Origin of the sequence: Pseudomonas sp., assembly GCF_026224925.1 — a bacterium.
Lineage (GTDB): Bacteria > Pseudomonadota > Gammaproteobacteria > Pseudomonadales > Pseudomonadaceae > Aquipseudomonas.
In genome coordinates, this window is record NZ_JAMFRV010000166.1 from 1 (window position 1) to 26,547 (window position 26,547).

General features: G+C 57.4%; 19 protein-coding genes. 3 read left to right on the forward strand and 16 right to left on the reverse strand.

Going from position 1 to position 26,547, the window contains the following annotated elements; all coding sequences use genetic code 11:
* The 13 genes from yccS to M0974_RS07095 all read right to left on the reverse strand — a co-directional run.
* The coding region (gene yccS / locus M0974_RS07035) for a YccS family putative transporter (RefSeq protein WP_297834529.1) at nt 1-2,084 on the reverse strand (2,084 nt) is incomplete at its 3' end.
* Nucleotides 2,085-2,241: 157 nt separating this feature from the next.
* Nucleotides 2,242-3,420 carry an NAD(P)/FAD-dependent oxidoreductase gene (locus M0974_RS07040; protein WP_297834531.1) on the reverse strand — a complete coding sequence of 393 codons (1,179 nt, stop codon included), beginning with the start codon at nt 3,418-3,420 and terminating at the stop codon, nt 2,242-2,244.
* A 127-nt stretch (nt 3,421-3,547) separates the two neighbouring features.
* Entirely contained in the window at nt 3,548-4,927 is a 1,380-nt protein-coding gene (gene dbpA, locus M0974_RS07045; RefSeq protein WP_297834533.1) for an ATP-dependent RNA helicase DbpA, read from the reverse strand.
* A gap of 54 nt (nt 4,928-4,981) precedes the next feature.
* Nucleotides 4,982-6,412 (reverse strand): multidrug transporter subunit MdtD, encoded by a 1,431-nt coding sequence (gene mdtD / locus M0974_RS07050; RefSeq protein ID WP_297834536.1) that lies wholly within the window; start codon nt 6,410-6,412, stop codon nt 4,982-4,984.
* A gap of 7 nt (nt 6,413-6,419) precedes the next feature.
* A complete protein-coding gene (locus M0974_RS07055; protein WP_297834539.1) occupies nt 6,420-7,754 on the reverse strand; it encodes a TldD/PmbA family protein in 1,335 nt (444 codons plus the stop codon).
* The gene (locus M0974_RS07060) at nt 7,754-9,196 is read right to left on the reverse strand and encodes a TldD/PmbA family protein (protein WP_297834541.1); all 1,443 of its coding nucleotides are present in this window, start codon (nt 9,194-9,196) and stop codon (nt 7,754-7,756) included. The genes M0974_RS07055 and M0974_RS07060 overlap by 1 nt, the downstream gene beginning before the upstream one ends.
* A gap of 221 nt (nt 9,197-9,417) precedes the next feature.
* Nucleotides 9,418-10,113 carry an RraA family protein gene (locus M0974_RS07065; protein WP_297834544.1) on the reverse strand — a complete coding sequence of 232 codons (696 nt, stop codon included), beginning with the start codon at nt 10,111-10,113 and terminating at the stop codon, nt 9,418-9,420.
* A 244-nt stretch (nt 10,114-10,357) separates the two neighbouring features.
* Complete coding sequence (gene betA, locus M0974_RS07070) at nt 10,358-12,049, reverse strand: choline dehydrogenase (RefSeq protein ID WP_297834547.1); 1,692 nt, start codon at nt 12,047-12,049, stop codon at nt 10,358-10,360.
* Nucleotides 12,050-12,207: 158 nt separating this feature from the next.
* Nucleotides 12,208-13,680 (reverse strand): betaine-aldehyde dehydrogenase, encoded by a 1,473-nt coding sequence (betB, locus tag M0974_RS07075; RefSeq protein ID WP_297834550.1) that lies wholly within the window; start codon nt 13,678-13,680, stop codon nt 12,208-12,210.
* 62 nt (nt 13,681-13,742) lie between these two features.
* A complete protein-coding gene (gene betI / locus M0974_RS07080) occupies nt 13,743-14,336 on the reverse strand; it encodes a transcriptional regulator BetI (RefSeq protein WP_297834553.1) in 594 nt (197 codons plus the stop codon).
* A gap of 249 nt (nt 14,337-14,585) precedes the next feature.
* Nucleotides 14,586-15,764, reverse strand: coding sequence for a choline ABC transporter ATP-binding protein (choV, locus tag M0974_RS07085; protein ID WP_297834556.1), 1,179 nt, complete (start codon nt 15,762-15,764; stop codon nt 14,586-14,588).
* Nucleotides 15,761-16,606, reverse strand: coding sequence for a choline ABC transporter permease subunit (gene choW / locus M0974_RS07090; protein ID WP_297834558.1), 846 nt, complete (start codon nt 16,604-16,606; stop codon nt 15,761-15,763). Before choW ends, choV begins: the two co-directional genes overlap by 4 nt.
* 67 nt (nt 16,607-16,673) lie before the next feature.
* Nucleotides 16,674-17,621, reverse strand: a complete 948-nt coding sequence (locus tag M0974_RS07095) for a choline ABC transporter substrate-binding protein (RefSeq protein WP_297834562.1) — start codon at nt 17,619-17,621, stop codon at nt 16,674-16,676.
* Between the two features lie 487 nt (nt 17,622-18,108).
* Here M0974_RS07095 and M0974_RS07100 point away from each other — a divergent pair, with 487 nt between their 5' ends.
* Together M0974_RS07100 and M0974_RS07105 are read left to right on the forward strand one after the other, a co-directional pair.
* On the forward strand, nt 18,109-19,485 hold the full coding sequence (locus tag M0974_RS07100; protein ID WP_297834566.1) for an L-serine ammonia-lyase: 1,377 nt from the start codon (nt 18,109-18,111) through the stop codon (nt 19,483-19,485).
* Nucleotides 19,486-19,982: 497 nt separating this feature from the next.
* Entirely contained in the window at nt 19,983-21,092 is a 1,110-nt protein-coding gene (locus M0974_RS07105; protein ID WP_297834569.1) for a GlxA family transcriptional regulator, read from the forward strand.
* 118 nt (nt 21,093-21,210) lie between these two features.
* Here the strand turns inward: M0974_RS07105 and M0974_RS07110 are convergent, their stop codons facing one another.
* Nucleotides 21,211-21,471, reverse strand: coding sequence for a hypothetical protein (locus M0974_RS07110; RefSeq protein WP_297834572.1), 261 nt, complete (start codon nt 21,469-21,471; stop codon nt 21,211-21,213).
* A gap of 181 nt (nt 21,472-21,652) precedes the next feature.
* Between M0974_RS07110 and M0974_RS07115 the strand changes: the two genes are divergently transcribed.
* Complete coding sequence (locus M0974_RS07115) at nt 21,653-22,489, forward strand: 23S rRNA (adenine(2030)-N(6))-methyltransferase RlmJ (RefSeq protein ID WP_297834574.1); 837 nt, start codon at nt 21,653-21,655, stop codon at nt 22,487-22,489.
* Between the two features lie 132 nt (nt 22,490-22,621).
* On the opposite strand, the gene msrA is transcribed toward M0974_RS07115, so the two are convergent.
* Together msrA and M0974_RS07125 are read right to left on the reverse strand one after the other, a co-directional pair.
* Nucleotides 22,622-23,269 (reverse strand): peptide-methionine (S)-S-oxide reductase MsrA, encoded by a 648-nt coding sequence (gene msrA / locus M0974_RS07120; RefSeq protein WP_297834577.1) that lies wholly within the window; start codon nt 23,267-23,269, stop codon nt 22,622-22,624.
* 161 nt (nt 23,270-23,430) lie between these two features.
* Nucleotides 23,431-26,139 (reverse strand): GGDEF and EAL domain-containing protein, encoded by a 2,709-nt coding sequence (locus M0974_RS07125; RefSeq protein ID WP_297834580.1) that lies wholly within the window; start codon nt 26,137-26,139, stop codon nt 23,431-23,433.
* Nucleotides 26,140-26,547 lie beyond the last annotated feature (408 nt).

A 26,547-nucleotide genomic window follows, 5' to 3' on the forward strand; every position in this document is an offset into this window, starting at 1 on the left:
CTATCGTCTACCTCATCGGGGATCTGTTCAAGATTAGCGGCCAGCGCTTCTTCGGCATCACTCTGGATCGCCACTGGCTGTTTGTTGGCCAGGCTTTGGGCGATTTCATCAATGCTCGCTGCCAGGCTGGCCGCGGCCCCGTCAATCAAGTACTCGCGCGCCTCGGCCGGCAATTGAGTCTCGCGGTGAGCGCCCAGACCGGACAAATAGCTGAGCAAAGTGTGCGATAGCACCAGGAAGCGAAAGCCAACGTCGGCTTCTTTACGAAAGTGTCCCGGCTCCATCAGCATGTTGGCCAAGGTCGTCGACAGTGCAGCGTCTGCGTTGTGCGCGTTGCGCCGAGCCAAGCGATAAGCCAGGTCGTCGTTCTTGCCTGCGGCGTACTGCTGCATAATTTGCCGCAGGTAGATGCTGTTGCAGGTGAGCGTGTTCGCCAACACCTTGTTCAACTTGCGACCCTGCCAGTCCGGCAAAAACAGGAACACCGCGAGGCCCGCGATCAGGCTGCCGAGCAACGTGTCAAACAAGCGTGGCAGGAACAATCCGTAGCTGTCGCCGACCTGATTGAAGCAGAACAGAATCATCAGGGTGATTGCCGCCGTCGCCAAGGTGTAGCGCGTGGTCCGGTTTACGAAGAACACCATGCCCGCGATAACGGCAAATGACGATTGAACCAGCGGGCTCGGAAACAGATCGAACAGCGCCCATCCTGCGGTCAAGCCGATGGCGGTCCCGATTATACGTTGCACCAACTTGCGTCGCGTCGCGCCGTAGCTGGGTTGGCAGACAAACAGTGTGGTCAGCAAAATCCAGTAACCCTGGGACGGGTGCACCACGTGGACCATGCCGTAGCCGACGCTCAATGCCAGCGGCAGGCGCAAGGCGTGGCGAAACAGCAGCGACGTAGGGGTCAGTTGCAATCGAACGCGGTTCCACATGTCCTTGAGGTTGCGCGGTGAGCGGTCGAGCAGGCTGCTGTCGGTAGCGTCCGTCAGGCTGTCGGGGTTGCTGGCGTCTTTCAACAATCGGTCGAGGGTGGTCAGGTTCGCCGCCAGTGCGCGCAATGAGCGCAACAGCCCTCGCCACGCCGGGTTGCTCTGAATGCGTAAATGCTCCATCGAGGCTTGAAGATCGTCCAGCGCATGGGTAAAGCTCTCGTCGTAGACAAAAGGCTGGCGCAGTTGAATGGTTTCAGAGAGTCGCCGACACGCGGCCCCTTGCTGGCGCAGTAGCCGTAGGCAGCGGAATAGCACGTCGCTGTGGAAGAACGCTTCGGTCAGCGCATTGTAGGGGTAGTGTGACGAACTGGCGCGTTCGTGGATGTCTTGGGCGAGAAAATACAACTTCAGGTAGCGGTTGACCTTGGCCCCGGGACGACCGTCGCCCACGCGGTTAAGGATAATTTCCTTCGCGCCATTGAGTGCCGCAACGACTCGGCCATTTTGTTGCGCCAAGGCCAGGCGACGACTTTCAAGGTCCAGTTGTCGAATCGGCTCGAACAGGGTCGACTTGAGCTCCAGGTAACGGCCCAACTCGTTAAACAGCCTGGCCAGGCTTTGTTGCACCGGTTGATTGGAAAACAGCATCTGCCAGAGCACGGACAATAGGCCATACCACGCGGCGCCAGCGACCAACAGCATAGGCTCATGCCAAAAATCAGTGACTTCACCGCCGCGCTGATCAACCCCGATCATGGTGTAAACCGACAATATCAAGGTTGCCGAGGCTATGGCGCCGTAACGCCCGCCCAGTGCCCCCAGCATGGTCAGGCAAAACGCCGCGATGGCCAGTGCGCAGCCAAAAATCAGCGGATAGGGAAACAGTAACTCGACCGACAGTGACGCAACGCTGAAGCACACCAGGGTCACTGCGAGTGCATTCAAGCGGCCTTGCCAGCTGTCATCGGTCTCGGACAGGGCGCTGGCGATAATGCCGAGGAACACCGGAATTAGCAGGTCCATTTCGTTCTGGAACCAACACAGTGCCATGCTCCCGGTCAGCGCAATGAATACGCGCACGCTGTAGCTGAACTTATCCAGCGCCCACAAACGACGGAGCGTATGACGAAAGGTTGGTGATGACATAAGTAAGCTAACGGCCTTGTTCGCTATTGATCCAGATCTAGCTAAGTATCTACAGCGCTAAGTGTCGGCTGTACATACGATTTAGCAAAAATCTTTCAACAAACACTGCAAATCCCTGTGGGACCGAATCTATTCGGGAAGGAAACAGCGCGGTCTTTCAAACAAACTGCGCCGCCGCATAAGCTGATGCCCAAGCCCATTGGAAGTTGAAACCGCCCAAATGGCCGCTGACGTCCAGCACTTCACCGATGAAATACAGCCCCGGTGATTTTAGTGATTCCATGGTTTTGGACGACACTTCCCGGGTGTCGATGCCGCCGAGGGTCACTTCTGCCGTGCGATAGCCTTCGGTTCCGGCGGGCACTACTTGCCAGGACGCAAGCTTTTCGGCAACGTCGTGGAGTTCGGCGGGTGTGTATTGCTTCATCGGTTTGGACACGAACCAATGCTCAGCGATCAGGTTGGCCATCTTCTTGGTGAAGATTTCGCCCAGCAGGGTCTTCAGTTCGCTGTTGGGGCGTTCGGCTTGCTGCTGCAATAACCATTCAGGCACGTCGTGGTCTGGCAGTAGGTTGATCTCGACCGCTTCACCGGGATTCCAGAACGAAGAAATCTGCAAAATCGCCGGTCCACTCAAGCCTCGGTGAGTGAACAGGATGTTTTCGCGAAAGCTGGTGTCATTGCAGCTGACCAAGCAATCCACCGAAGTGCCGGACAGCTCGGTGCACAGCACTTTGAGTTGGTCAGTAATGGTGAAAGGCACCAGCCCGGCGCGGGTTGGCAGCAGGCTATGACCGAACTGCTTGCCGACTTGATAGCCGAAGCCAGTCGCGCCCAGCGTCGGGATCGAGAGCCCGCCAGTGGCGATCACCAATGACTGGCAATTCAAGGGGCCCAGCGTAGTGCCGAGGCTGTACCCGTCGTCCGTTTTTTCGATGTTTTGTACCGATGTGTCCAAATGCAGGCTGACACCGGCTTGTTCGCATTCGGTGAGCAGTAGCTCAAGGATGTCGCTGGATTTGTTATCGCAGAACAGCTGGCCGAGCTTCTTCTCGTGGTACGCCACGCCATGCTTGGCCACCAGTGCGATGAAATCCCACTGGGTATAACGCGCCAGCGCGGATTTGCAGAAGTGCGGGTTTTGCGAGAGGAAATTGTTCGGCTCGGTGTACATATTGGTGAAGTTGCAGCGTCCACCGCCGGACATGAGGATTTTTTTGCCGGCCTTGTTCGCGTGATCAATCAGCATCACCTTGCGTCCGCGATTGGCGGCAGTGAGCGCGCACATCAAGCCTGCGGCGCCAGCGCCGATGATCACAACGTCAGTAACGGGCAAAGCGAAATCCTCGGGTAACGGTTAGATCTTTATGGTCTGACTGACCCCTTCCCGAATGAATTCGGTCCCACAGAGATTCCTATCACCCCTGTGGGACCGAATTCATTCGGGAAGCTTTTTTGGGGTCTTACAAAATCCGAACCCGCAGCGAGCGGCCTTTGATTTTGCCGTTGTTCAAACGCTCCAGCGCTTGCATGGCCACGACGCTTTCGACGGCCACATATGCCTGGAAATCGAAAATGGCGATTTTACCGACTTGGGTACCGGGAATGCCGGCATCGCCGGTCAAGGCGCCAAGAATGTCGCCAGGGCGAACCTTGTCCTTACGGCCCGCGCCGATCACCAGCGTGGTCATGGTCGGTTGCAGCGGTGCGCCGCCTTTGCTTTTCAGATCGTCCAGTTGTTCCCACTTCAGCGGGGCTTTCTGCACGTCTTCAATGGCCCGTGCACGGTGCGCTTCGGACGGGGCAACAAGGCTGATCGCCAGACCTTTCTCACCCGCGCGGCCGGTACGGCCTACGCGGTGAATGTGCATTTCTGAATCGCGCGCCAGTTCTACGTTGAGCACCATGTCCAGCGCATCAATGTCCAGACCGCGAGCCGCTACGTCGGTGGCAACCAATACCGAGGTACTGCGGTTGGAGAACATCGCCAGCACTTGGTCACGGTCACGCTGTTCCAGATCACCGTGCAGGCCGACAGCGGAAATGCCTTTGGCGGTCAGGTGATCGACCACTTCCTGGCATTGTTGCTTGGTGAAGCAGAACGCGACGCAAGACTGCGGGCGGAAATGTCCCAGCACTTTAACTACCGCGCTAAGGCGATCTTCCGGAGTGATTTCGTAGAAATGCTGCTCGATCTGGGTGTCAGCGTGCAGCGCCTCGACCTTGACCGTTTGCGGGTCACGCATGAACTTCGACGACAACTGCTTGATACCCGTTGGGTAGGTCGCCGAAAACAGCAGGGTCTGACGCTTTTTCGGCGTCTGCTCAATGATGTTTTCGATGGAGTCGTAGAAACCCATGTCGAGCATGCGGTCGGCTTCATCGAGGATCAGCGTGTTCAAGCCATCCAGAACCAGCGAGCCTTTGCGCAAGTGCTGCTGAATACGTCCCGGAGTACCGACGATGATGTGCGCGCCGTGCTCCAGCGAGCCAATTTGCGGGCCGAACGAGACGCCGCCGCACAAGGTCAGGACCTTGATGTTGTCTTCCGAGCGCGCCAGGCGACGGATTTCTTTCGCCACCTGGTCAGCCAGCTCACGGGTTGGGCACAGCACCAACGCCTGGCAACCGAAGAAGCGCGGGTTGATCGGGTTGAGCAAGCCAATGCCGAACGCAGCGGTCTTGCCGCTACCGGTTTTGGCCTGAGCGATCAGGTCCATACCCTTGAGAATCACCGGCAGGCTCTGCGCCTGAATCGGCGTCATTTCGGCGTAACCAAGGGACTCCAGGTTAGCCAACATGGGTGCGGAAAGAGGCAGTGAGTTAAAAGCGGTGCTAGTCACGGGACGGGCCTGCAAAACAAAATGTCGCGCAGTGTATCAGGTCGCAGCCCCATCTTATTCGTGGATATCGGGTTCCGGACGAGGAACACTGCGCCCGCCTTGAGGGGGTAACTGCAGAAAAATCCCCGCAGCCAGCATCGATAGCACGCCAACGCAGAGAAACGTCATTTGGAACGCCCCCAATAAGCTGCTCACTTCACCGCTGGTAATGTCATCGGTAAAGCCGCCAAGCAACGCTGCGGCGCAGGCCACGCCCAGGCTCAAGGACAATTGCGCCACCACCGACAGCAGGCTGTTTCCGCTGGCGGCACTGGCATCGTCAAGGTCAATCAGGGTTACGGCATTCATGGCGGTAAATTGCAGCGAGTTCACCGCACCCATAAAGCCGAGGTGGATCAGCAGCAACCAATACGGGGTTTGTGCATCGACCAGACCCAGACTGGCCAGCAGCAAGCCCAGCAGAAACGTATTGGCAGTGAGTACGATGCGAAAACCCAGACGCTCAATGAGCGGGCGTGCCAATGATTTGGAAATCATCGCGGCAACCGCCAATGGGATCATGCTCATCCCCGCTTGGGACGGCGAATAACCCAGCGCCACTTGCAACAACAGTGGCACGAGAAACGGTAGGGCGCCGCTGCCCAGGCGCGAGAACAAGTTGCCGAAAATGCCCACGGCAAATGACCGAGTACGAAATAGCGCGGGGGCAAACAGCGGGTAATTGATATTCCCGGCCCGCAGCCAGTAAGCCGCCAAACACGCCATCCCGCCAAACAACAGCAGGACCACGCGCATGTGCGGCAGATGTAATTCACCCAAACCTTCAAGCGCGATAGTAATCAGCACCATTGAGGCGCCGAACAACATAAAGCCGATGCCGTCAAAACGCGTACGACCGCCGCCTGGCAAGTTCGGCACTAGCGCGTTGATGGCGTAGCAACCGATCAGACCTACTGGGATATTGATCAGGAATATCCAGTGCCAGCTCAGGTACTCGACCATCCAGCCACCCACGGTCGGCCCCATCAACGGCCCGAGCAAGCCGGGCACGGTGATGAAACTCATGATCCGTACCAGCTCAGATCGCGGGTAGGCGCGCAATACAATCAAGCGCCCAATGGGCACCATCAATGCACCGCCCAGGCCTTGCACCACCCGCGCCGCGACCAGCATGCCCAGTGAGCTGGACAACGCGCACAGCAGCGAACCGATGCTGAACAGCAAAATGGCACCGAAGAAAATCCGCTTGATGCCAAACCGGTCGGCGATCCAGCCCGAGGCCGGGATCAACAGCGCCACGGTGAGCATGTACGCAATGACTACCGACTGCATGCGCAATGGGTCTTCGTTCAGCGAGCGGGCCATGGCTGGCAGGGCGGTATTAAGGATTGTGCCATCAAGGCTTTGCATGAAAAACGCGATGGCGACGACCCATGGCAACCAGCGCAGGGTTCGGGCATCCAGAATCGGTGTGCTGGTTGGCATACGTTCCTTAGAGCGTGAGGGTCAAACGGCTGATCAACGCACCCGGCAGCAGGTTAGACGCGGTTTGACGTTGACTATAGGTGCTCGCCGACAGAATCAGTTCCCTTTCGTTGGTCAACGCTTCAAGGGCGCTGCCGAGCAAACTGTAGGCGCTGTCGTCGAAACGCATGGTGCTGACAGGCGCTTTGATTTCTCCATCTTCGACCCAAAATGTCGCGAAGCGGGTCATGCCGGTTAAGCGCGCAGCCGATTGATCAGAGAAGTTCAGGTACCACAGGTTGCTGATGTACAGGCCGGTGCCGAGCTGTTTGAGGATGTCTTTCAGCGCCAGGGTGCCAGCCGCCATGCTCAGTGCGCTGGGTGATTCGCCACCGCCCGCGCCGTTGGCCTTCAAACCATATTCAGCGGCACTGCGCGAGCCGACCATTTGTTCGTGAGCGCGGCCTTCGCTGACCAGTGACAGGTCGCGGCGCGGGTAGCCTTCGCCGGAGAAGGCCGGCGATAACGACCCGGTGATCTGCTCGTCCAGGTTCACCAGCGGGCTGAGTTGCGCGTCGCCGTTGTACAGGCGCTGCAATGGACTGGTTTTGCTAGCGATGGCGTCGGCAGAAAAACCACCCCAGCACAGCAAGCCAAGGACTTCTTCAAGCGCTGCCGGGGCCAGGTACGCGCGGTATTGGCCGGGCGCCAAGGTGTGTAAGGGTCGGCTGAGAAATTCGAGTTGATCGCGGGCTTGCTGGAAGCGCTGGACGAATGCTTCGTCGCACCAACTGTCCCCGGCATAACTGGCCTTTACGGCTTCGCCGTTGGCATGAAACAGGCTCCAGTCGAAGTTGAAACTGTTTGCATGGTGCCAGCCCAGTGCGCCCCAGGAGCTGGCGAAACCCCTGTAGAGCGGACCAGCGGCATAAAAGCCCACTAGGTCCAGGCCTTCGGCCAATTCGCTGATCTGCGCCAGCACGTGTGCGCTGTCCGGCAGTGGCTGATCCTGGATGTTGCTGATCTGCCAGTCTTCAGTGTTCGGTAGCAAATACGGGTCCTGTGGCAGCAGCACCACTGTTTCGCGCAGTTGCTGCAGGGCGTCGTTCAAGCGTGCTTGATCAACCTCAGCATCGCCGGACAACGTCAGGTGCAAGTCAGCATGACGCCCGTCGTTGATCAATTTGAGGTTCAGGCTGGCCTGCTGCACATGCCCGGCCTGGCGTACTTTGCCGTGGTTGAAACGGATGAATTCCGACGCTTCGGCGTTGTAGGACAAGGAAAACGCTTCTGGATCGGCCGTCGCGCCGCGCAGCCAGTCAACCAGCGCTGCGAACTGTTGTTGCTGAGTGAGGTGTTCCATCAAGCGTCCCCTCCGAATACATCGACCTGCGAAAACACGCAGGCGGGTGAGGCGTGACCTACGCGCACCACTTGGTTGGGTTCGCCTTTACCGCAGTTGGGCGTGCCGAGCACTTTGAAGGTACTGGCATCGCCGACAGCAGTGAGGTTGCGCCAGAAGTGCGCGGAAATAGCCCGGTAGTTCGGGTTTTTCACTATGCCTTTGAGTTCGCCGTTCTCGATCAGTTGGCCCCACTCGCAGCCAAACTGGAACTTGTTGCGCGCGTCATCGATGGACCATGAGCGGTTGGTCGACATCATGATGCCGTGCTCGATATTGCCGATCAGTTGCTCAATAGGCTGGTCGCCGGGCTCGATGTTCAAGTTAGCCATGCGGTCGATGGGCGGACGATTCCAGCTGCATGCGCGGCTGTTGGCAACGCCCTCCATGCCGGCGCGGTATTGCGACAACGCGCCGCCCAATGGCCGCTCCAGAGTCCCGTTGCGGATCAGGAATTGTTTGCTGGCAGGGGTGCCGTCATCATCGTGGCTATAGCTCGCCAACTGTTCCGGAATAGACGGATCGAACGTTACATTGAGCAGTTTTGAGCCGTATTGCAGGCTGCCGAAGTCGCTGGCTTTAACGAAACTGGTGCCAGCGTAATTACGTTCGTCACCGAGAATCCGGTCCAGCTCCAGCGGATGGCCGATAGATTCATGGATCTGCAGCACCATCTGATCGGGCATCAGCAACAGGTCTCGCGGACCCGATGGCGTGTTCGGCGCCATGATCAATTGCAGCGCCTGATTGGCGACCTGTGCCGCGGAGCCGATCAATCCGCAACTGCTAATGACTTCCGCACCGCCTTGCTGGCCGAAATTATCACGGCCGAAGCTGCGGGTCTGACTGTCAGTGCCGTCGTACGCGGTGACGCTCAAACCGGGATAGACATACCGCTGCGACTGACGAATCTCGGCACCGGCGGTGTTCAAGTAAATCTGCTCGACGTTTTCCAGGCCAAGGCTGACCTGCCAGCTGACCAAGCGTTTGTCGCTGGGCACGGCTGACGATTCGGTGGAAAGCAGTTGGTAGCAATCGCCCAGCGAAGGGAAAGCGTGGTCCAGGTTAGGCGATAAGTAGTCGGCGCGACTGTTGGAAACCGGCTGATCGCGCAGGTCCAGCAGGGCGTAGGGCGCAAGAAGGCGAGCGTGCTGCTCGGCTTGTTCGAGGGCTGCTTGCAGCCCGCGTTGGGACAGATCATTGGTGGCGGCATAGGCTTCGACGCCGTTGACGCGAACGGTCAGCATCGCGCCTTCGTCAGTGCTCAGGTGCGGCGGTTCAGCAACGTTTTTGCGCACGGACAAGTGTTGGCTGGTTTGTCGGACGTAACGCAGGGAGAAGAATTGGGCAGTGCTGCGCAAGACGGCAAACCGCTGCTTGAGCTGAGCAGAGAAATCGAACATGCAAATGGCTCCATTAAATGGGCTGATGCCTTCGCGAATGAATTCGCTTCACAGGGGCTTAGGCGGATCTACTGTGGGAGCGAATTCATTCGCGAAGGCCGCGACGCGGAGAATCAGATGCACCGCGCGGACAGCTTCCCGAATAAATTCGGTCCCACAGTGGACCCCGCAACTGTGCAAATCTACTGTGGGGCGAATGCATTCGCGAGTGGCCTGATCGATTAAACCGGGCAACCCTTGCTGCGCAGAATCGCATCAAAGCGATCCGGGTCTAGCGTGCCAGCTTCGATGGCCGCCAAGGTAGCTTGTTCACGGGCCAGCAAATCTTTGCAGCGCACCAACAACTCCGGCAGTTCGGCGCGGGCTGCGGCAACGACGCCATCACCGTCACCAATCATTAGGTCACCGGGCATTACCAGCATGCCTGCGCAGGAAATAGGTACGTTGATTTCGCCGCCACCGTCAGTGCTAGGACCGCGATGCACGCCGCCGATGGCGTAGGCCGGAAGTTCACCGGTCTGCCATTCATCAAGGTCGCGCAACGCGCCGTTGATGACCACGCCAACGATGCCGGCTTTAAGGGCCATGGCGCGCATGATGCCGCCGAATACCGCACGGGTCAGGTCGGCGCTGCCATCGATCACCAATACATCGCCCGGGCGGGCCATTTGCATGGCTTTAAGAATCATCAGGTTGTCGCCAGGGCGAACGCGAACGGTCAGGGCGCTGCCGAGCATCGGCGTATTGCCGTGAAAAGCTTTAAGACCCAAGCCACCCACATTGCGGCCCAGACAGTCGCTGACCGCTGCGGCGGGGATTTTGCTAAAGGCTTGAAGCCATGTTGGGTCGAGGGGTTCAGCGTTTGGATTGATCAAATAGCCGGTGGGCCATGTGCTCGAAGAAACTACATCAAACATGAGAAAGCCTCGTGGCCAGTCAGTGCCGGCTTGTCGGTTAAAGCGGGGGTGATCGTTTGCGTAGCAATAGATTAGGCCTGCGCACAAGTCGGATCAAGCGCGGACAAGTGAGGTAATGGTCTATGAGGTGTGTGGGATGGGGGTGTTTTGCAGGTAGGACGCCTTCCCGAATAAATTCGGTCCCACAGGCAATCGCAGATTTTCTGTAGGAGCGAACTTGTTCGCGAAGGGCGCGCCGCCAATATTACTGGATGGCCCGCAGCGGTTTACCCCGCGCGGGCTTGTCACCCGCCACATAGTAATCAGCAGTGCTACGCGGCAACGGAGCACGGCCACGGATCTTGTCGGCGATTTTCTCGGCGATCATGATCGTCGGCGCATTCAGGTTGCCCGTAGTGATCAGCGGCATGATCGAAGCATCCACCACACGCAAGCCCTGCAAACCATGAACACGACCCTCACCATCAACCACGGCCATGTCATCGGTGCCCATTTTGCATGAGCACGACGGGTGGAACGCGGTTTCGGCGTGTTCGCGCACGAACTGATCAAGTTGCTCATCCGTCTGTACTTCAATACCTGGGCTGATTTCGCGACCCCGGTACGGGTCAAGCGCCGGTTGCTGCATGATTTCCCGAGTCAGGCGGATGCCGTCGCGAAACTCCTGCCAGTCCTGCTCGGTGGCCATGTAATTGAACAGGATGCTCGGGTACTCGCGTGGGTCTTTGGATTTCACTTGAACGCGGCCACGGCTTGGGGAGCGCATCGAACCCACGTGAGCCTGAAAGCCATGCTCTTTCACGCCATTGCTGCCGTTGTAGTTAATCGCCACCGGCAGGAAGTGGTACTGGATGTTCGGCCATTCGAACTCATCGCTCGAGCGAATGAAACCGCCCGCTTCGAACTGGTTGCTGGCGCCGATGCCTTTGCCGAGAAACATCCACTCTGCGCCGATGGCAGGTTGGTTCCACCACAACAGCGATGGGTACAGCGAAACCGGTTGGGTACAACCGTATTGCAGATACATCTCCAAGTGGTCTTGCAGGTTCTGACCTACGCCAGGCAAGTCATGCACCACTGGAATATCCAGTTTGCTCAATACGTCGGCCGGGCCGACACCAGAGCGCTGCAGGATTTGCGGCGAAGCAATCGCGCCGCCGCACAGCAAGACTTCTTTGCGCGCTTTGGCTTCGATGCGCACGTCGCTGTCGCCCACCAGATAAGCCACGCCGACCGCGCGCTTGCCGTCGAACAGAATTCGGTCGGTCAGTGCGTGGGTAACGATGGTCAGCGTCGAGCGTTGTTTGGCTTGATCGAGGTAACCGCGAGCGGTGCTGGCGCGACGACCGTTCGGGGTCACGGTACGGTCCATTGGGCCGAAACCTTCTTGCTGATAACCATTGAGGTCGTCAGTGCGCGGATAACCGGCCTGCACGCCGGCTTCTACCATGGCGTGAAACAGTGGATTGTTCCCCGCTTTAGGCGTGGTCACGCTGATCGGGCCGTCACCACCGTGGAAGTCGTTCGGGCCGATGTCACGGGTTTCAGCTTTACGGAAATACGGCAGGCAATCGAGGTAGCTCCAGTTTTCCAGGCCGGGGTTTTTGGCCCAGCCATCGTAGTCCATGGCGTTACCACGGATGTAGCACATACCGTTGATTAACGAAGAGCCGCCGAGACCCTTGCCGCGGCCACACTCCATGCGACGGTTGTCCATGTGTGGTTCTGGGTCGGTTTCATAACCCCAGTTATAGCGACGACCTTGCAATGGGAACGCCAGTGCAGCAGGCATTTGTGTACGAAAATCGAAACGATAATCCGGGCCGCCCGCTTCAAGCAGCAGCACGGTGACGCCTGGGTCTTCAGTTAGACGGGTCGCCAGAGTATTACCGGCAGAGCCGGCACCGATAATGATGTAGTCGAATTCTTGGGACATTAAATGCACCCCTGTGATGAGAACTTCTGTAGGAGCGAACTTGTTCGCGAGGCGATTTGCCGGCAAACGGCATCAATCCTTCGCCAACAAGTTGGCTCCTACAGAGGCATGCATTCCCCCTGTGGGAGCGAATTTATTCGCGAAGAGGCCGGCGGGGATCAAAACACCGAGGTGTACTCGCCCAACTCAACCTGCACCGACTTGATCCGGGTGTATTGCGCCAACGAGCTGATCCCGTTCTCACGGCCGACGCCCGATTGCTTGTAGCCGCCGACCGGCATTTCTGCCGCGGACTCGCCCCAGGCGTTAATCCAGCAGATGCCGGCTTCAAGCTGGTGAATCACACGGTGGGCGCGGTTCAGGTCTTTGGTCACGACTCCAGCCGCCAAGCCGAACTCGGTGTCGTTGGCGCGGCGGATGACTTCTTCTTCGGTGTCGTAGCTGAGGATGCTCATCACCGGGCCGAAGATCTCTTCGCGGACGATGGTCATGTCGTCGGTGCAATCAGTGAATACCGTGGCCGAGACGAATGCGCCTTTGGCGAATTCGCCGTCAGTTAGACGCTCGCCGCCGCACAGCAGGCGGGCGCCTTCTTCTTTGCCTTTGGCGATATAACCCAGCACGCTTTCCATGTGGGCGAAGCTCACCAGTGGACCGAAGTTGGTGTTTTCATCCTGTGGGCTGCCGACTCGAATGCGCTTAACACGCTCAAGAATTTTGGCCTCGAAAGCGGCTTTCAATGAGCTAGGAACGAACACTCGGGTGCCGTTGGTGCAGACCTGGCCGGAGCTGTAGAAGTTGGCCATCATCGCAGTGTCGGCGGCGCGGTCGAGGTCGGCGTCGTCGAAAATGATCAGCGGCGACTTACCGCCCAACTCCATGGTCACGTCTTTGAGCGAAGAACTCGACGCGCTGGCCATGACTTTCTTGCCGGTGTCGGTGCCGCCCGTGAAGGAGATTTTTTCGATGCGTGGGTGTTCGGTCAACCACGTGCCGACTTCGCGGCCGCTGCCGGTCAGTACGTTGAACACGCCATCTGGAACGCCGGCTGCGGTGTAGATCTCCGCCAGTTTCAAGGTGGTCAGTGAGGTTACTTCGCTCGGCTTGAAAATCATCGCGTTGCCAGCGGCCAATGCCGGGGCGGACTTCCACAGGGCGATTTGGATCGGGTAGTTCCAGGCGCCAATACCGGCCACCACACCCAACGGCTCACGGCGGGTGTAAACGAAAGAAGTACTGCGCAGCGGGATCTGTTCGCCTTCAATAGCGGGCACCAGGCCTGCGTAGTATTCCAGCACGTCAGCACCGGTCACGATGTCGACGTAACGGGTTTCGGACACTGCTTTACCGGTGTCGAGGGTTTCCAGATCCGCCAGTTCATCGTTGCGCTCACGCAGGATGTCCACGGCGCGACGCAGAATGCGCGAACGCTGCATGGCAGTCATGGCGGCCCAGATTTTTTGGCCTTTTTCAGCGCTGACCACCGCCCGTTCAACGTCGTCTTTGCCCGCACGTTGTACCAATGCAAGGACTTCGCCATTGGCCGGGTTGATAGCCTCGAAGGTAGCGTCGCTACTGGAATCGACGTAACCGCCGTCGATGTAGAGTTTTTGCAGTTCGAATCGGGCCATGGTGTCCTCGCAAGTTCTGTGTGTCTGGCTTCAGGGCTAGTGTGCTAATACGCTTGGGTGCGCTAGCTCGCCTGTTTCGCCAGTTGTAAGTCCATATATTCGTAAGCAATTTGCTGTGCTTGGTCGGTGTCGAAAGCATCTCCCGACAGCGCGCCACGCAACCACAAACCATCGATCAATGCCGCCAGGCCGCGAGCGGCGTTGCGTGCGTCGTCCTGCGACAGCACACGGCGGAATTGGCAGCACAGGTTTGAATACAGGCGGTGATCGTTGATCCGCTGCAGCCTGTGCAAAGACGGCTGGTGCATGCTGGTGGCCCAGAAGGCCAGCCAGGTTTTCATCGCCGGGCCGTTGACTTGGCTGGCGTCGAAGTTACCTTCGATGATGACCTGAAGATGAGCCCGTGGGCTGTCGTCGTTCAGCGCCAGGCGGCGGTCGTGAACGCTCTCGCTGAGGGCGTTCATCAAGTGGCGCATAGTCGCTGCGATCAGGCCATTTTTGTCCTGAAAGTAGTGGCTGATAATTCCGTTAGACACACCCGCCAAGCGAGCTATCAGCGCAATGCTGGCGTCCCCCATCCCAACCTGATCGACCGCCTCTAATGTGGCGTGGATCAACTGCTGACGGCGAATGGGTTGCATACCGACCTTGGGCATATCAAGCGTCTCCTTTGATCGCCGAGTGGTCATTTAGTGATCGTTTCGGCGAAAGCCAGTCTATTTACTTTTTATTGAACGTTCAATCAATAAAAAGCAATGGGCGGATAGTAGAGCTGTTTTTGTGGCGATTTTCCAGGGGTGTGAACGAGGGTGTGTCAGTTGTTTTGTGTGATGGCATTCGCTAATGAATTCGTTCCCACAGACCGACCGAAATCCCCTGTAGGAGCGAATTCATTCGCGAAGGTGTCAGCCTAGATTTTTGCCCAGCAGCGCGTGGTAAAGCTCGCTGTCGCCAAGGATGCCGACCACTTTGTTGTCTTCTTGCAGGACCAGTTTGTTGCCGGTCTGGTAGCGAATCTGCAGCGCGTCGCGCATGCCGATGTCGGAATGCACCACGGTCGGGAGACGGCTCAGGGTGTCCATTGCCTGACCCGGAGCCCAGTTTTGCAGGTTGAAATTGGCAGCGCCCTGACGTGCACCATTGATGATGTTGCCTTCGCCTAGGCCAATCCAGGAATCGCCGCTCGGATCGAGGCACACCTCGCCGTTGACGCGGGTGCAGTTATCCAACGTGCGCATCAAGCTGCGGCCGCACAATACGTTGAGCGGGTTGGTGTGAGCAACGAAGGTCCGCACGTAATCATCGGCCGGGTTGAGGACGATTTCTTCAGGTTTGCTGTACTGGATGATCCGGCCGTCTTTCATGATCGCGATGCGGCTGCCGAGCTTGAGGGCTTCATCAAGGTCGTGGCTTACGAAGACGATGGTCTTGCTCAGCTTACGCTGCAGTTCCAGCAGTTCGTCTTGCAGGCCTTGGCGGATCAGCGGGTCTAGAGCCGAAAACGGTTCGTCCATCAACAAAATATCGGCATCCATCGCCAGGGCGCGGGCCAGGCCGACGCGCTGTTGCATACCACCGGACAGTTCGTCGGGTTTCTTGTTGCGCCATTGGGCCAGGCCCACCAGTTCAAGTTTTTCATCCACCAGCTTGCGGCATTCTTCAAGTGGGCGGTGCTGCATTTCCAGGCCGAAACTGATGTTCTCGCGAACTGTGAGCCAAGGCATCAATGCAAATTTTTGGAAGACCATGGCTATGCGCTTGGTGCGCATCAATTTCAGTTCAGCGGGTGTGCACGATGCGATGTTGATTTGCGCGCCTTCGTGCTCAACGAACAACTTGCCGCGGCTGACCGTGTTCAGTCCGTTGATGCAGCGCAACAGGCTGGATTTTCCGGAACCGGAAAGCCCCATCAAGACGCAGATTTCGCCTTTCTCGATGTCCAGGCTGGCGTTTTCAACGCCGACAATTTGCCCGGTCTGTTTCAGGATCTGGTCGCGTGTCATGCCCTTATCGAGCAGCTTCAGGGCCTCACGTGGGTCCTTGGAGAAGACAACGTCTACGTTCTCAAAGCGGATTATGCTCATGCGTCACCCCCTATTCTTGCGTCAGGTTGTTTGCAGATACGGTCGAGCATGATCGCCAGTAATACGATTGCCAGGCCGGCTTCGAAGCCCAAAGCGATGTCCGCCGTGTTCAGTGCGTTGACCACCGGTTTACCCAGGCCGTCAGCGCCGACCAATGCCGCGATCACAACCATCGACAGCGACAGCATGATGCACTGGGTAATGCCCGCCGCGATGCTAGGCATGGCGTGGGGCAGTTCGATGCGCGAGAGCAGTTGGCTACGTGAACAGCCGAACGCTTTACCAGCATCCAACAGCTCTTGTGGTACATCGCGAATACCGAGGTAGGTCAGGCGGATCGGCGCAGCAATCGCAAACACCACTGTCGAGATCAGGCCGGGTACTACGCCCAGACCGAACAGGGTCAGGGTTGGGATCAGGTAAACAAAAGTCGGAACCGTTTGCATCAGGTCAAGGACCGGCCGCATGAGGGTATAGAACATCGGTTTGTGCGCAGCGACGATGCCCAGTGGCACCCCGATGATGACGCAGACAAAGGTAGCGAATAGCACCTGCGCCAGGGTTTCCATGGTTTCTTGCCAATAGCCCAGGTTCAGGATCAACAAAAAAGAAATGATGACGAAAGCGGTGAGGCCCCATTTGCGCTGAATGTAATGCGCGAGCAGCGCGATCAAGCCAATCAATGCCAGCGGATTGAACCAGGTCAGTGCGAATGTCACGCCATGGATCATTGTTTCCAGGGTCGTGGCAATTAAATCGAAATAGTTGGCGCCGTGTTTCGTCAGCCATTCAACGAACGCTGCGATGTACTGGCCCAGAGGGATTTTGTGATCAGTCAGCATGGTATTGAACGTCCGCATGCGGGGGAATAAATACAACAGCAGACGGGCGAACCCGTCTGCACACGAGTTACTTCGCCAGCTTGGCTTTAACGGCCTCCAGGCCTGGTTTACCGTCTACGGTGGTGACGCCGGCCAACCAGGTATTAAGTACCTGTGGGTTCTTCTTCAGCCAAGCAGTAGCGGCTACATCCGGTTTCATCTTGTCGTCCAGGACGTTGCCCATCAGCGAGCTTTCCATGTTCAGCGTGAACTGCAGGTTTTTCAGCAACTGGCCAACGTTGCTGCATTCCTGGGTGTAGCCTTTGCGGGTGTTGGTGTAGATGGTTGCCTGACCGAAGTTCGGGCCGAAATAATCGTCACCGCCAGTCAGGTACTTCATTTTGAAGCGGGTGTTCATTGGATGCGGTTCCCAGCCCAGGAACACCACCGCGGTGTTGCGGCGCTGAGCGCGGTCCACTTGCGACAGCATGCCTGCTTCGCTCGACTCGACAACCTTGAAGCCGGCGTCTTTCAGGCCAAAAGCATTTTTGTCGATCATGCTTTGGATCAGGCGGTTACCGTCGTTACCCGGTTCGATGCCGTAGATCTTGCCGTCGAGCTCTTTCTTGAATTTAGCGATGTCGGCAAAGTCATGCAGACCCTTGTCGTACAGTTCCTGAGGAACGGCCAGCGTGTACTTGGCGTTTTCCAGGTTGGCGCGAACGGTTTCAACAGTGCCCGCGTCGCGGTAGGCCTTGATGTCGTTCTCCATCGTTGGCATCCAGTTGCCAAGGAAAACGTCCATGTTTTTGCCGTCCGCCAGCGATTTGTAGGTCACTGGAACGGAAATCATCGTGGTCTTGGTTTTGTAGCCGAGAGCGTCGAGGATCACGCTGGTGGTCGCGGTGGTGACCGTGATGTCGGTCCAGCCGACATCTGAAAAGTTGACGGTGTCACACTGCGCCGGTTCTGCGGCTTGCGCCAACAGCGGGAGACTCAGTGCGGCGGCCAACAGCAACGTTTGAGAACCTTTCATCGATGCACTCCTGAGTGTTTTCTTCTCGTCATCAGCCTGTAACGACTGACGCGGTTTATGTGGTTAAGCGTGTTGCAGCTGAATGACTAGGCGTTTCACACAACAGCCCTACCACTGCGCCTGGCAATCGACTCGAGACTGATCATGTAGCAGGCGAAAACAAACGCCTACAGGGGTAGTCGCATCCAGTACACACAGGGTCGCATCCAGTGTCGGCAACGTCGCTTACAGATTTTTTAGTAGGCACAAAGGCACTTTTCAAGTGTCACTGCGGCACCCGACTAACCAAAACGGTCGCAAAACCTATTGCGCAGCCACTCCGGGTCAATACGACGTTGGTGGGTATGGGTGAGTCGGTGTCAGACGTCGTGCGTCTGGGCAAAAGCCCGATGATGCGCCCATCTCGGCGGATAGCAGCTTCAGCGTAGCAGCTCCGTCACCAGGCGCTTTGGGCGCCAGGAGTCTCGACTACAGAGGGTTTGCGGTAATGGCTATCAGCGTGTTCGACCTGTTCAAGATCGGTATCGGCCCCTCCAGCTCTCACACTGTAGGACCCATGCGCGCCGCAGCACTGTTCACCCAAGGGTTGCGTGAACGTGGTGAGTTAGACCAAGTGCGTCGCATCGAAGTTCGTCTGTACGGTTCGTTGTCAGCCACCGGCATCGGCCATGGCAGCGATAACGCCGTTATCATGGGCCTAATGAATCAATGGCCAGACTCGATTGACCCATCGCAGATTGGCTTGAGCATCGAGACCCTGAAAGAAACCAACACCTTGTTGCTCGATGGCCATTTGCCGATTTCTTTCGATTGGCAACGCGACATGCTGCTCATCGATGAAAACCTGCCGTTTCACCCCAACGCCATGACCCTGATTGCCGAAGGCGAGGCGGGCGAATTGCACCGCGACACGTATTACTCGGTGGGTGGTGGTTTTGTCGTCGATGAGGCTCAGGCCGCCAGCGGCGTGCTGGACATGGATCGCACTGAACTGCCTTACGACTTCTCCAGCGCGGACGAGCTGCTTCGGCTGTGTAAACAGCACGGTTTGCGTGTTTCGCAGTTGATGATGGCCAACGAGAAGATCTGGCGCAGCGAGGAGGAGATCCGCAGCAGCCTGATGCGTTTGTGGCGTGCCATGCAGGATTGCGTTGAGCAGGGCCTCAAACATGAAGGTATTTTGCCGGGCGGTTTGAATGTACGTCGTCGCGCTGCACGCTTGCACCGCAGCTTGCAGGAGTTGGGTAAGCCGAACGTCATCGGTTCGACCCTCAGCGCCATGGAGTGGGTCAACCTGTTCGCCTTGGCGGTCAACGAAGAGAACGCGGCAGGCGGCCGTATGGTGACGGCGCCGACCAATGGCGCGGCGGGCATTATCCCGGCAGTACTGCATTACTTCGTCAAGTTCAGCGAGGAAGTCAGCGAGGCCAACGTGGTCGATTATCTGCTGGCAGCTGCCGCGATTGGCATCCTGTGCAAAAAGAACGCATCGATCTCAGGGGCTGAAGTGGGTTGTCAGGGCGAAGTCGGCTCTGCCTGCGCCATGGCTGCGGCGGGGTTGGCAGATATTCTGGGCGCTACGCCGGAGCAGTTGTGCAACGCGGCGGAAATCGGCCTTGAGCATAACCTTGGCCTGACCTGCGACCCGGTGGGCGGCTTGGTGCAAGTGCCGTGCATTGAGCGCAACGCGATTGCTGCGGTGAAAGCGATCAACGCTGCGCAGATGGCCTTGCGTGGCGACGGTCAGCATTTCATCTCCCTGGACCGGGTGATCCGCACTATGCGCGACACCGGCGCGGATATGCACGACAAGTACAAAGAAACCTCGCGCGGTGGCTTGGCGGTGAGTGCGGTTGAGTGTTGAGAATGCTTTGACGCTTTCCCGAATGAATTCGGTCCTACAGGTTTATCGCATAACACTGTAGGACCGAATTCATTCGGGAAGCTCTTATAATTCCCAGTCATTGCCCGGTTATAGATCACGCTGCCCGCCCACCGCCACCTTTTAGCGCGTCGGCGTATTCACCCGTTTGAATAGACCTTGCGCCGTCGACCGCTGGTCTGTTCGTGCACCGCAGTGACACTCCTTTAGTCTGACCCGACACGCCCTTCACACAAGTGCTACCGAAGTGCTCAATCTCCCGGAAGCCCACGAACCACGTGGGGTCGCGCCCTTATAACTGTCTTTGGTCATCCTCCTTATATAGACGCATCCCGACGTCGTTTTCAGGTTTTATTGAATGCCCATTCAACTTAGGCATGGCATTTGCGTTGTGATACTCAACATCCTCCCACGCATGGAGGAGATAACAAGAGCCTCCGCCTGAGGCCATCAACCGCTTAGTGTGAGGAGATACCGCGATGACTTCGTTCAACTCTGGTGCCCAGGCCCAGCCCCAGAACCGCACGCCTCAATCCATCGGCTTTTTGCTGCTGGACAACTTCACGCTGATCTCGCTGGCTTCCGCCGTAGAGCCGCTGCGGATGGCCAACCAGCTGTCCGGTCGCGAGCTGTATCGCTGGTCCACACTGAGCGCTGATGGGAACCAGGTTTGGGCCAGTGATGGCTTGCAGATCACCCCCGATGCGTCCATGCATAAAGCCCCGGTGCTCGACACCGTGATTGTCTGCGGCGGCGTCGGCATCCAGCGTACTGTGACCCGTGAACATGTGAGCTGGCTGCAAAGCCAGGCACGTCAATCGCGTCGCCTTGGCGCCGTGTGCACCGGCAGTTGGGCACTGGCTTGCGCCGGCTTGCTCGACGGTTTCGATTGCAGCGTGCACTGGGAGTGCCTGGCTTCGATGCAGGAAGCGTTTCCGCGTGTGGCAATGAGCACTCGCTTGTTCACCCTCGACCGTAATCGCTTTACCAGTTCGGGCGGCACCGCGCCGCTGGACATGATGCTGCACTTGATCAGTCGCGATCACGGTCGTGAGCTGTCGGCGGCGATCTCTGAAATGTTCGTCTACGAGCGCATCCGCAACGAGCAAGATCACCAGCGTGTGCCGCTTAAGCACATGCTCGGCACTAATCAGCCTAAATTGCAGGAAATCGTTGCGCTGATGGAGGCCAACCTCGAAGAACCGATCGACTTGGACGAACTGGCGGTGTATGTCGCGGTTTCCCGGCGTCAGTTGGAGCGTCTGTTCCAGAAATACCTGCATTGTTCGCCGTCGCGTTATTACTTGAAGCTGCGCTTGATCCGCGCCCGGCAACTGCTTAAACAGACGCCAATGTCGATCATCGAAGTGGCGTCGGTGTGTGGCTTTGTTTCTACGCCGCACTTTTCAAAATGCTACCGCGAATATTTCGGCATTCCACCACGCGACGAGCGCGTAGGTTCCAATACTGCGCAGCAAGTAGCGATGCTGCCAATCCCGCAATCACTGGTACTGACACCGCTTTCAGGGCCTTTGTCGGCACTGAGTCAGGCGCGTAATGAATCGACGTTTGCGAGTGTGAGGTTGTAAGCAGATAAAGGGACGATGTTTGCACCTGTGGGACCGAATTCATTCGGGAAGGCGGTGTATCGGGTATGGCCCTTTCCCGAATGAATTCGGTCCCACAGGGCATCAAAGCAGCTATCTGTCACCCATGGCTCTGTTTATAGCTCGCCAACGCGGGCAACAGCTGTTGATCAATCGCCTGACGAACTGCCGGCAGGATGGTCGCGCTGCCAGTCAGCATTTGTTCGATCATTCGCCGCAGTGCCGTGGCCCGCGCTTCGGTCAGGCCGCACACCGCTTGGGCGCACGCTTGTTCTGCGCTAGCGCCGGGGGATGTGTCGAACCCTAGCGACCTGAGTTGGCCGAGCAGGTCTTCTTGGTCAATCAAGTCCGCATGCATCATGTCGTCTGCTCCTTTTATTCGGTATGGGTCGATTCTCGTTGCGCGCTTGCGTGTCGGCAAGACCCTGCATGAGCAATGGCCGGTATACCTATGAACAGGTCGTTTTCAGCTGCCTCGCTCCTTTTGCATTTTTTGGTCTGGGGCAAAGTCATGTAAACTTTGCGGCCTTCCAGGAGCAGCCATGAATTACCGCCACGCTTTCCACGCCGGCAACCACGCCGATGTGTTCAAACACTTGACCCTGACTCGCTTGATCGCCCTCATGGCGCGCAAGGAGCAGCCGTTCGCCTATATCGACAGCCACGCCGGGATTGGTCTGTACGACCTCAAGGGCGATCAGGCCAGCCGCACCGGTGAATGGCTCGAAGGCGTTGGTCGTTTGTGGGGTGCGTCGGATCTGCCGGCGCTCACGGCTGACTATATGCAAGTGCTGCACGACATGAACCCTGACGGTGAATTGCGTTATTACCCAGGTTCCCCGGAGATTGCCCGCCGCCTGACCCGCGAGCGCGAGCGCATTCTACTCAACGAGAAGCACCCGGAAGACGGGCGTCTACTCAAAGAGAACATGCGCGGTGATCGCCGTGTCGCTGTGCACTTGGGCGAAGGCTGGCATGTGCCGCGCGCGCTGCTGCCGGTGGCGGAAAAACGGGGTTTGCTGTTAATCGACCCGCCGTTCGAGCAATTGGACGAGATGAAGCGTTGCGCCGTGGCGTTGAAAGAAACCATCGGACGCATGCGTCAGACCGTGGCGGCAATCTGGTACCCGATCAAAGACACACGTCAGTTGCGTCGGTTCTATCAGGACTTGGCCGAGACCGGCGCGCCGAAGTTGTTGCGCGTGGAGTTGTTCGTGCACCCGCTGAATACGCCGCAGAGCTTGAACGGTTCAGGTCTGGTTATTGCCAACCCACCTTGGGGTCTAGAGGAGGAACTGCGCGAATTGATGCCGTGGTTGGCCAAGACTTTGGGGCAAACCCAGGGTGGCTGGCAGATGGATTGGTTGATTGCGGAGTAAGTAGGGCGCCAGATTAATCTTCTGCGATGGATCTGGCCTCTTCGCGAATGAATTCGCTCCCACAGGGGTAACCGGGCGTTACCGTAGGAGCGAATTCATTCGCGAAAGCGTCTTTTTAGGCGCCACACCTCTTCAAGCCGGCAAACAAACCCCAGTCCCACCCAGCCCGCAGTACCCAGCCGGGTTCTTCGCCAGGTATTGCTGGTGATACGCCTCGGCGTAATAGAACGTCGGTGCTTCTTCGACTTCAGTGGTAATCGGCCCCAAGCCTGCTTTGTCCAGCTCAGCCTGGAACGCTGCTTTGCTGGCGATGGCTGCTGCTAACTGTGCTTCGTTAGTGCAATAAATCACTGAGCGGTATTGCGTGCCGATGTCATTGCCCTGACGCATGCCTTGAGTCGGGTTATGGGCTTCCCAGAACACTTTCAGCAGGGCTTCGTAAGTAGTGTGTTCGGTGTCATAGACCACCAGTACCACTTCGCTGTGGCCAGTCAGCCCGGAGCAGACTTCTTCGTAAGTCGGGTTCGGGGTGAAGCCGCCAGCGTAACCTGCCGACGTACTGTGTACGCCCGGTTGCTGCCACAGGCGACGTTCGGCGCCCCAGAAGCAGCCCAGACCGAAGATCGCGAAATCGACACTGCCCGGGAACGGACCCAGCAGCGGGTTACCATTGACGAAATGTTTCTCTGGTACGGTCATCGGTGTTTCACGGCCTGGCAACGCTTGCTGGGCAGTGGGCAATTCGTTCTTGTTCACGAGTATCTCCGAGCGCAAAGCCATGATTCATGTCCTCTCGATAGCGCGAGTTAACTGAATGGGTTGGTCGATGAGGTCTTAAAGAGGTAGTTGAGGGTATGCCGACAGTTTGCCCGACAGTTCAGGCTTGAGGGAAGAGGCGAGAGTGGAATCAGGACAGGCGTAGTATTTGAGGCCGCAGTGGATTAGTCCAATTGCGGATCAGGCAAAGGACCGCGCGGGTAGCGTCGCAGTTTATCGATCAAGTCCTGGCCAGGGATCGGTCGGTCGAACAGGTAGCCTTGCCCCACATCGCAACGGTGACGCCGCAGGAATGCCAACTGCTCAGCGGTTTCTATCCCCTCAGCCACGACCTTGAGCTTGAGGTTATGCGCCATGGCAATCACCGCGGAGGTGATTTCCATGTCGTCCTGATTGTCCGGGATGTCGCGAATGAAGCTGCGGTCAATTTTGATCACGTCGATGGGGAATTTTTTCAAATAGCTGAGCGATGAATAGCCGGTGCCGAAGTCGTCCATGGCCAGGGTCAGCCCGAGTTGTTTCAGGAAGTCGAGCTGTTGACGGGTGTCATCGGTCGCTTCCAGCAGCAGCCCTTCGGTGAGTTCCAGCTCAAGCATGGTTGCCGGCAGGCGCTCTTCCTTGAGGATGTTGGCAATCGACGTCACCAGGTCCGGGTCGGAGAATTGCTTAGGCGAGACGTTGATCGCCACTTGCAGGAGGCCCGAGCCAGCGGCGGTCAACTCTTTACTCATGCGGCATGCCTGACGCGCAACCCACTTGCCGATTGGGATGATCAAGCCGGTTTCTTCCGCAACGCTGATGAATTGATCCGGGCGGATCATGCCTTTTTCCGGATGATTCCAGCGCAACAGTGCTTCCATGCCCAGTAACCGTCCACTGCGCAGGCACAGCTTGGGCTGATAGAACACTTCCAGTTCGTTTTGGGTCAGCGCGCGGCGCAGGTTGTTTTCGACGAACAGTTTGTAGCTGGCTTCGGCGTTCAGCGCTTCGGTGAACACCTGAACCTGATGTTTGCCGTTGGCTTTGGCCTTGTGCAGCGCCAGGCCGGCGTTCTTCATCAAGGTTTGCGGGTCGCGACCATGTAGCGGCGCGCACGCGAGGCCCACGGAGCCCGTCACGCTGATCAACTGGTTGTCGACGAACATCGGCTTATCAAGGGTCTTCAACACTTGGACGGCGATCTGCATGCCGGCCTCTACATCGGTGTCGTCCAGCAATACAGCAAATTCGTTACTGGCAAAACGCGCAAGGCTGCCGCTGGGGCTCAGGCTATTGCGCAAGCGTCGAGCAAGGCTGATCAGCAACTTGTCGCCGGTCTGATGGCCGAGGCTGTCGTTGATGCGTTTAAAGTTGTCGATATCCACCAACAGCAGGCTGATCGGTGTATCGCTGTCCCGGTCAAAACGCTCGTCGAGATTGCGAATGAACGCAGGGCGGTTGCCCAGGCTGGTCAGATTGTCGGTATAGGCCAAGCGCTCAATGCGTTGCTGCGCGGCCTTGGTCTGGGTGATGTCTTCGTAAATACCGATGTAATGGGTCAACTCGCGGTTGTCGCCATACACTTTGGAAATTGACAGCTGACCCCAGTACGGTTCGAGGTTTTTACGGCGGCTTTTGAATTCACCCTGCCAGCTGTTGCTCTTGACCAGGCTGGAGTTGGCGTCCAGTAGCAGTTCGTTGAGGTTTTCTAGCGCGGGCAGTTCAGACAGCCGGTACCCGTGCACTTCTTCGGTGGTGTATTGGGTGATCGCGGTGAAGCTTGGGTTGACGTACTCCACCACGCCGTCGCAGTTGACCAGCAAGAAGGCGTTGGCGCTTTGCTCTACGGCTCGCTGGAACAAGTGCAAGGAGTTGGTAGCGGTGCGCCGGTTATGGTTGTTGATAACTTGCGCAAACTGATCGGCCAATTCACCGGCAAAGGCAATTTCATCGGACTGCCATGGACGCGCAATACCCGTTTGTTCCAGGCATAAAACGCCGACTACCAGCCCGTCGATGCGAATACTGGCGTCGAGTATCGCATTGATGTCTCTGGGTATCAGGCGGTCAACCATCTCGCTGGTGCGCGGGTCGTGCAAGACATCGCTTGCATCGATGGCGCGGCTGGTATGCAGCGCTTCGAGGTAGCTCGGGAAGGTGGTGAGGTCAATGGCCTTGGGCCGCATGAACTCGCCAGTATCACGGCGGAACGCTGCAATCGGCTCCAGTTGGTTGCCGCTTAGATCCCAAATGCTCGCGCTGGAGATGTCGTAAATCTCGCAAGCGCTTTGAGTGATTAGTTGGGCTGCTTCTTGCACTGAATTCTGCGTGCTGTAGCGATGACGGGCGAGGCGCAAAATCAGGCTTTGCTGAGCGCGAACACGTTCCAGGTGCAGCAGTTGGTCATGCTGGGCACGTTGGTTGAGTTCAAGCGCAATTTGCAGGCGACTGTTTTGGGTTTCCAGGTCTGGAGACGGGGCTGCCTCGATGTTGGCGAACAGTCCTTCGACGACCATTAAATAACCGCGCAATAAGTCGCGGTTGTGCTGTCGATAACCTTCGCCGAGCTCCAGAAGGCTTATGGCGCCTTTAGAGGTGTGGAGTGTGTAGCGAATCAGATAAAAAGGACCGCTGGCCAATTGCAGTTGTACGTCGTCATGCAATTGATAGCGTGCTTCTGGCTCCATCAGGCTGGCAAAGGGCGAACCGACTAGCGCACACAATTCAACTGCGGGCTGGCCAAGCTGTTTTTCGCAATTGGGGTCGAGGTATAACAGCGCCCAGTTAGCTTCATTCAGCCGTTCGAAACGCAACATGCCGAGCCGTGAGGGCACCGGTAATTGCGTTACTACCTCGGCCGCGGTTCGACCGGCGGCATCGGGTTGGCTTTTCATTAAGAAACTCACTTTCAAAATGCTGATCGCGCACGGGCTAATGCCCTCATGTATGTCGCGTGTGGCAAGGTTGCATCATGCAGCTCAAGCTGACAAGTGAGTACGGTGGCTTAGTGCTATAAATCTATCGGCAGCGGTAATAGTAGCTGGAGTGCAGCTGGTCGGGTTTGATAAATATCATCATCTTGCAGAAATAAAAAGATGGGCAAAAAAAGCCCCGCCAAGTTGGCGGGGTTGAGGTACGAGCGTGGCAGCTCGAAAAACGGTCAGTGCATAGAGCAAATATCTAAACCTGTGGGAGCGAATTCGTTCGCGAAGGCTGCGACGCGGTACGTCAGACAGACCGCGTTGCCAGCTTCCCGAATAAATTCGGTCCCACAGTGTGTCGCGCAGTGCAATCCTTACAGC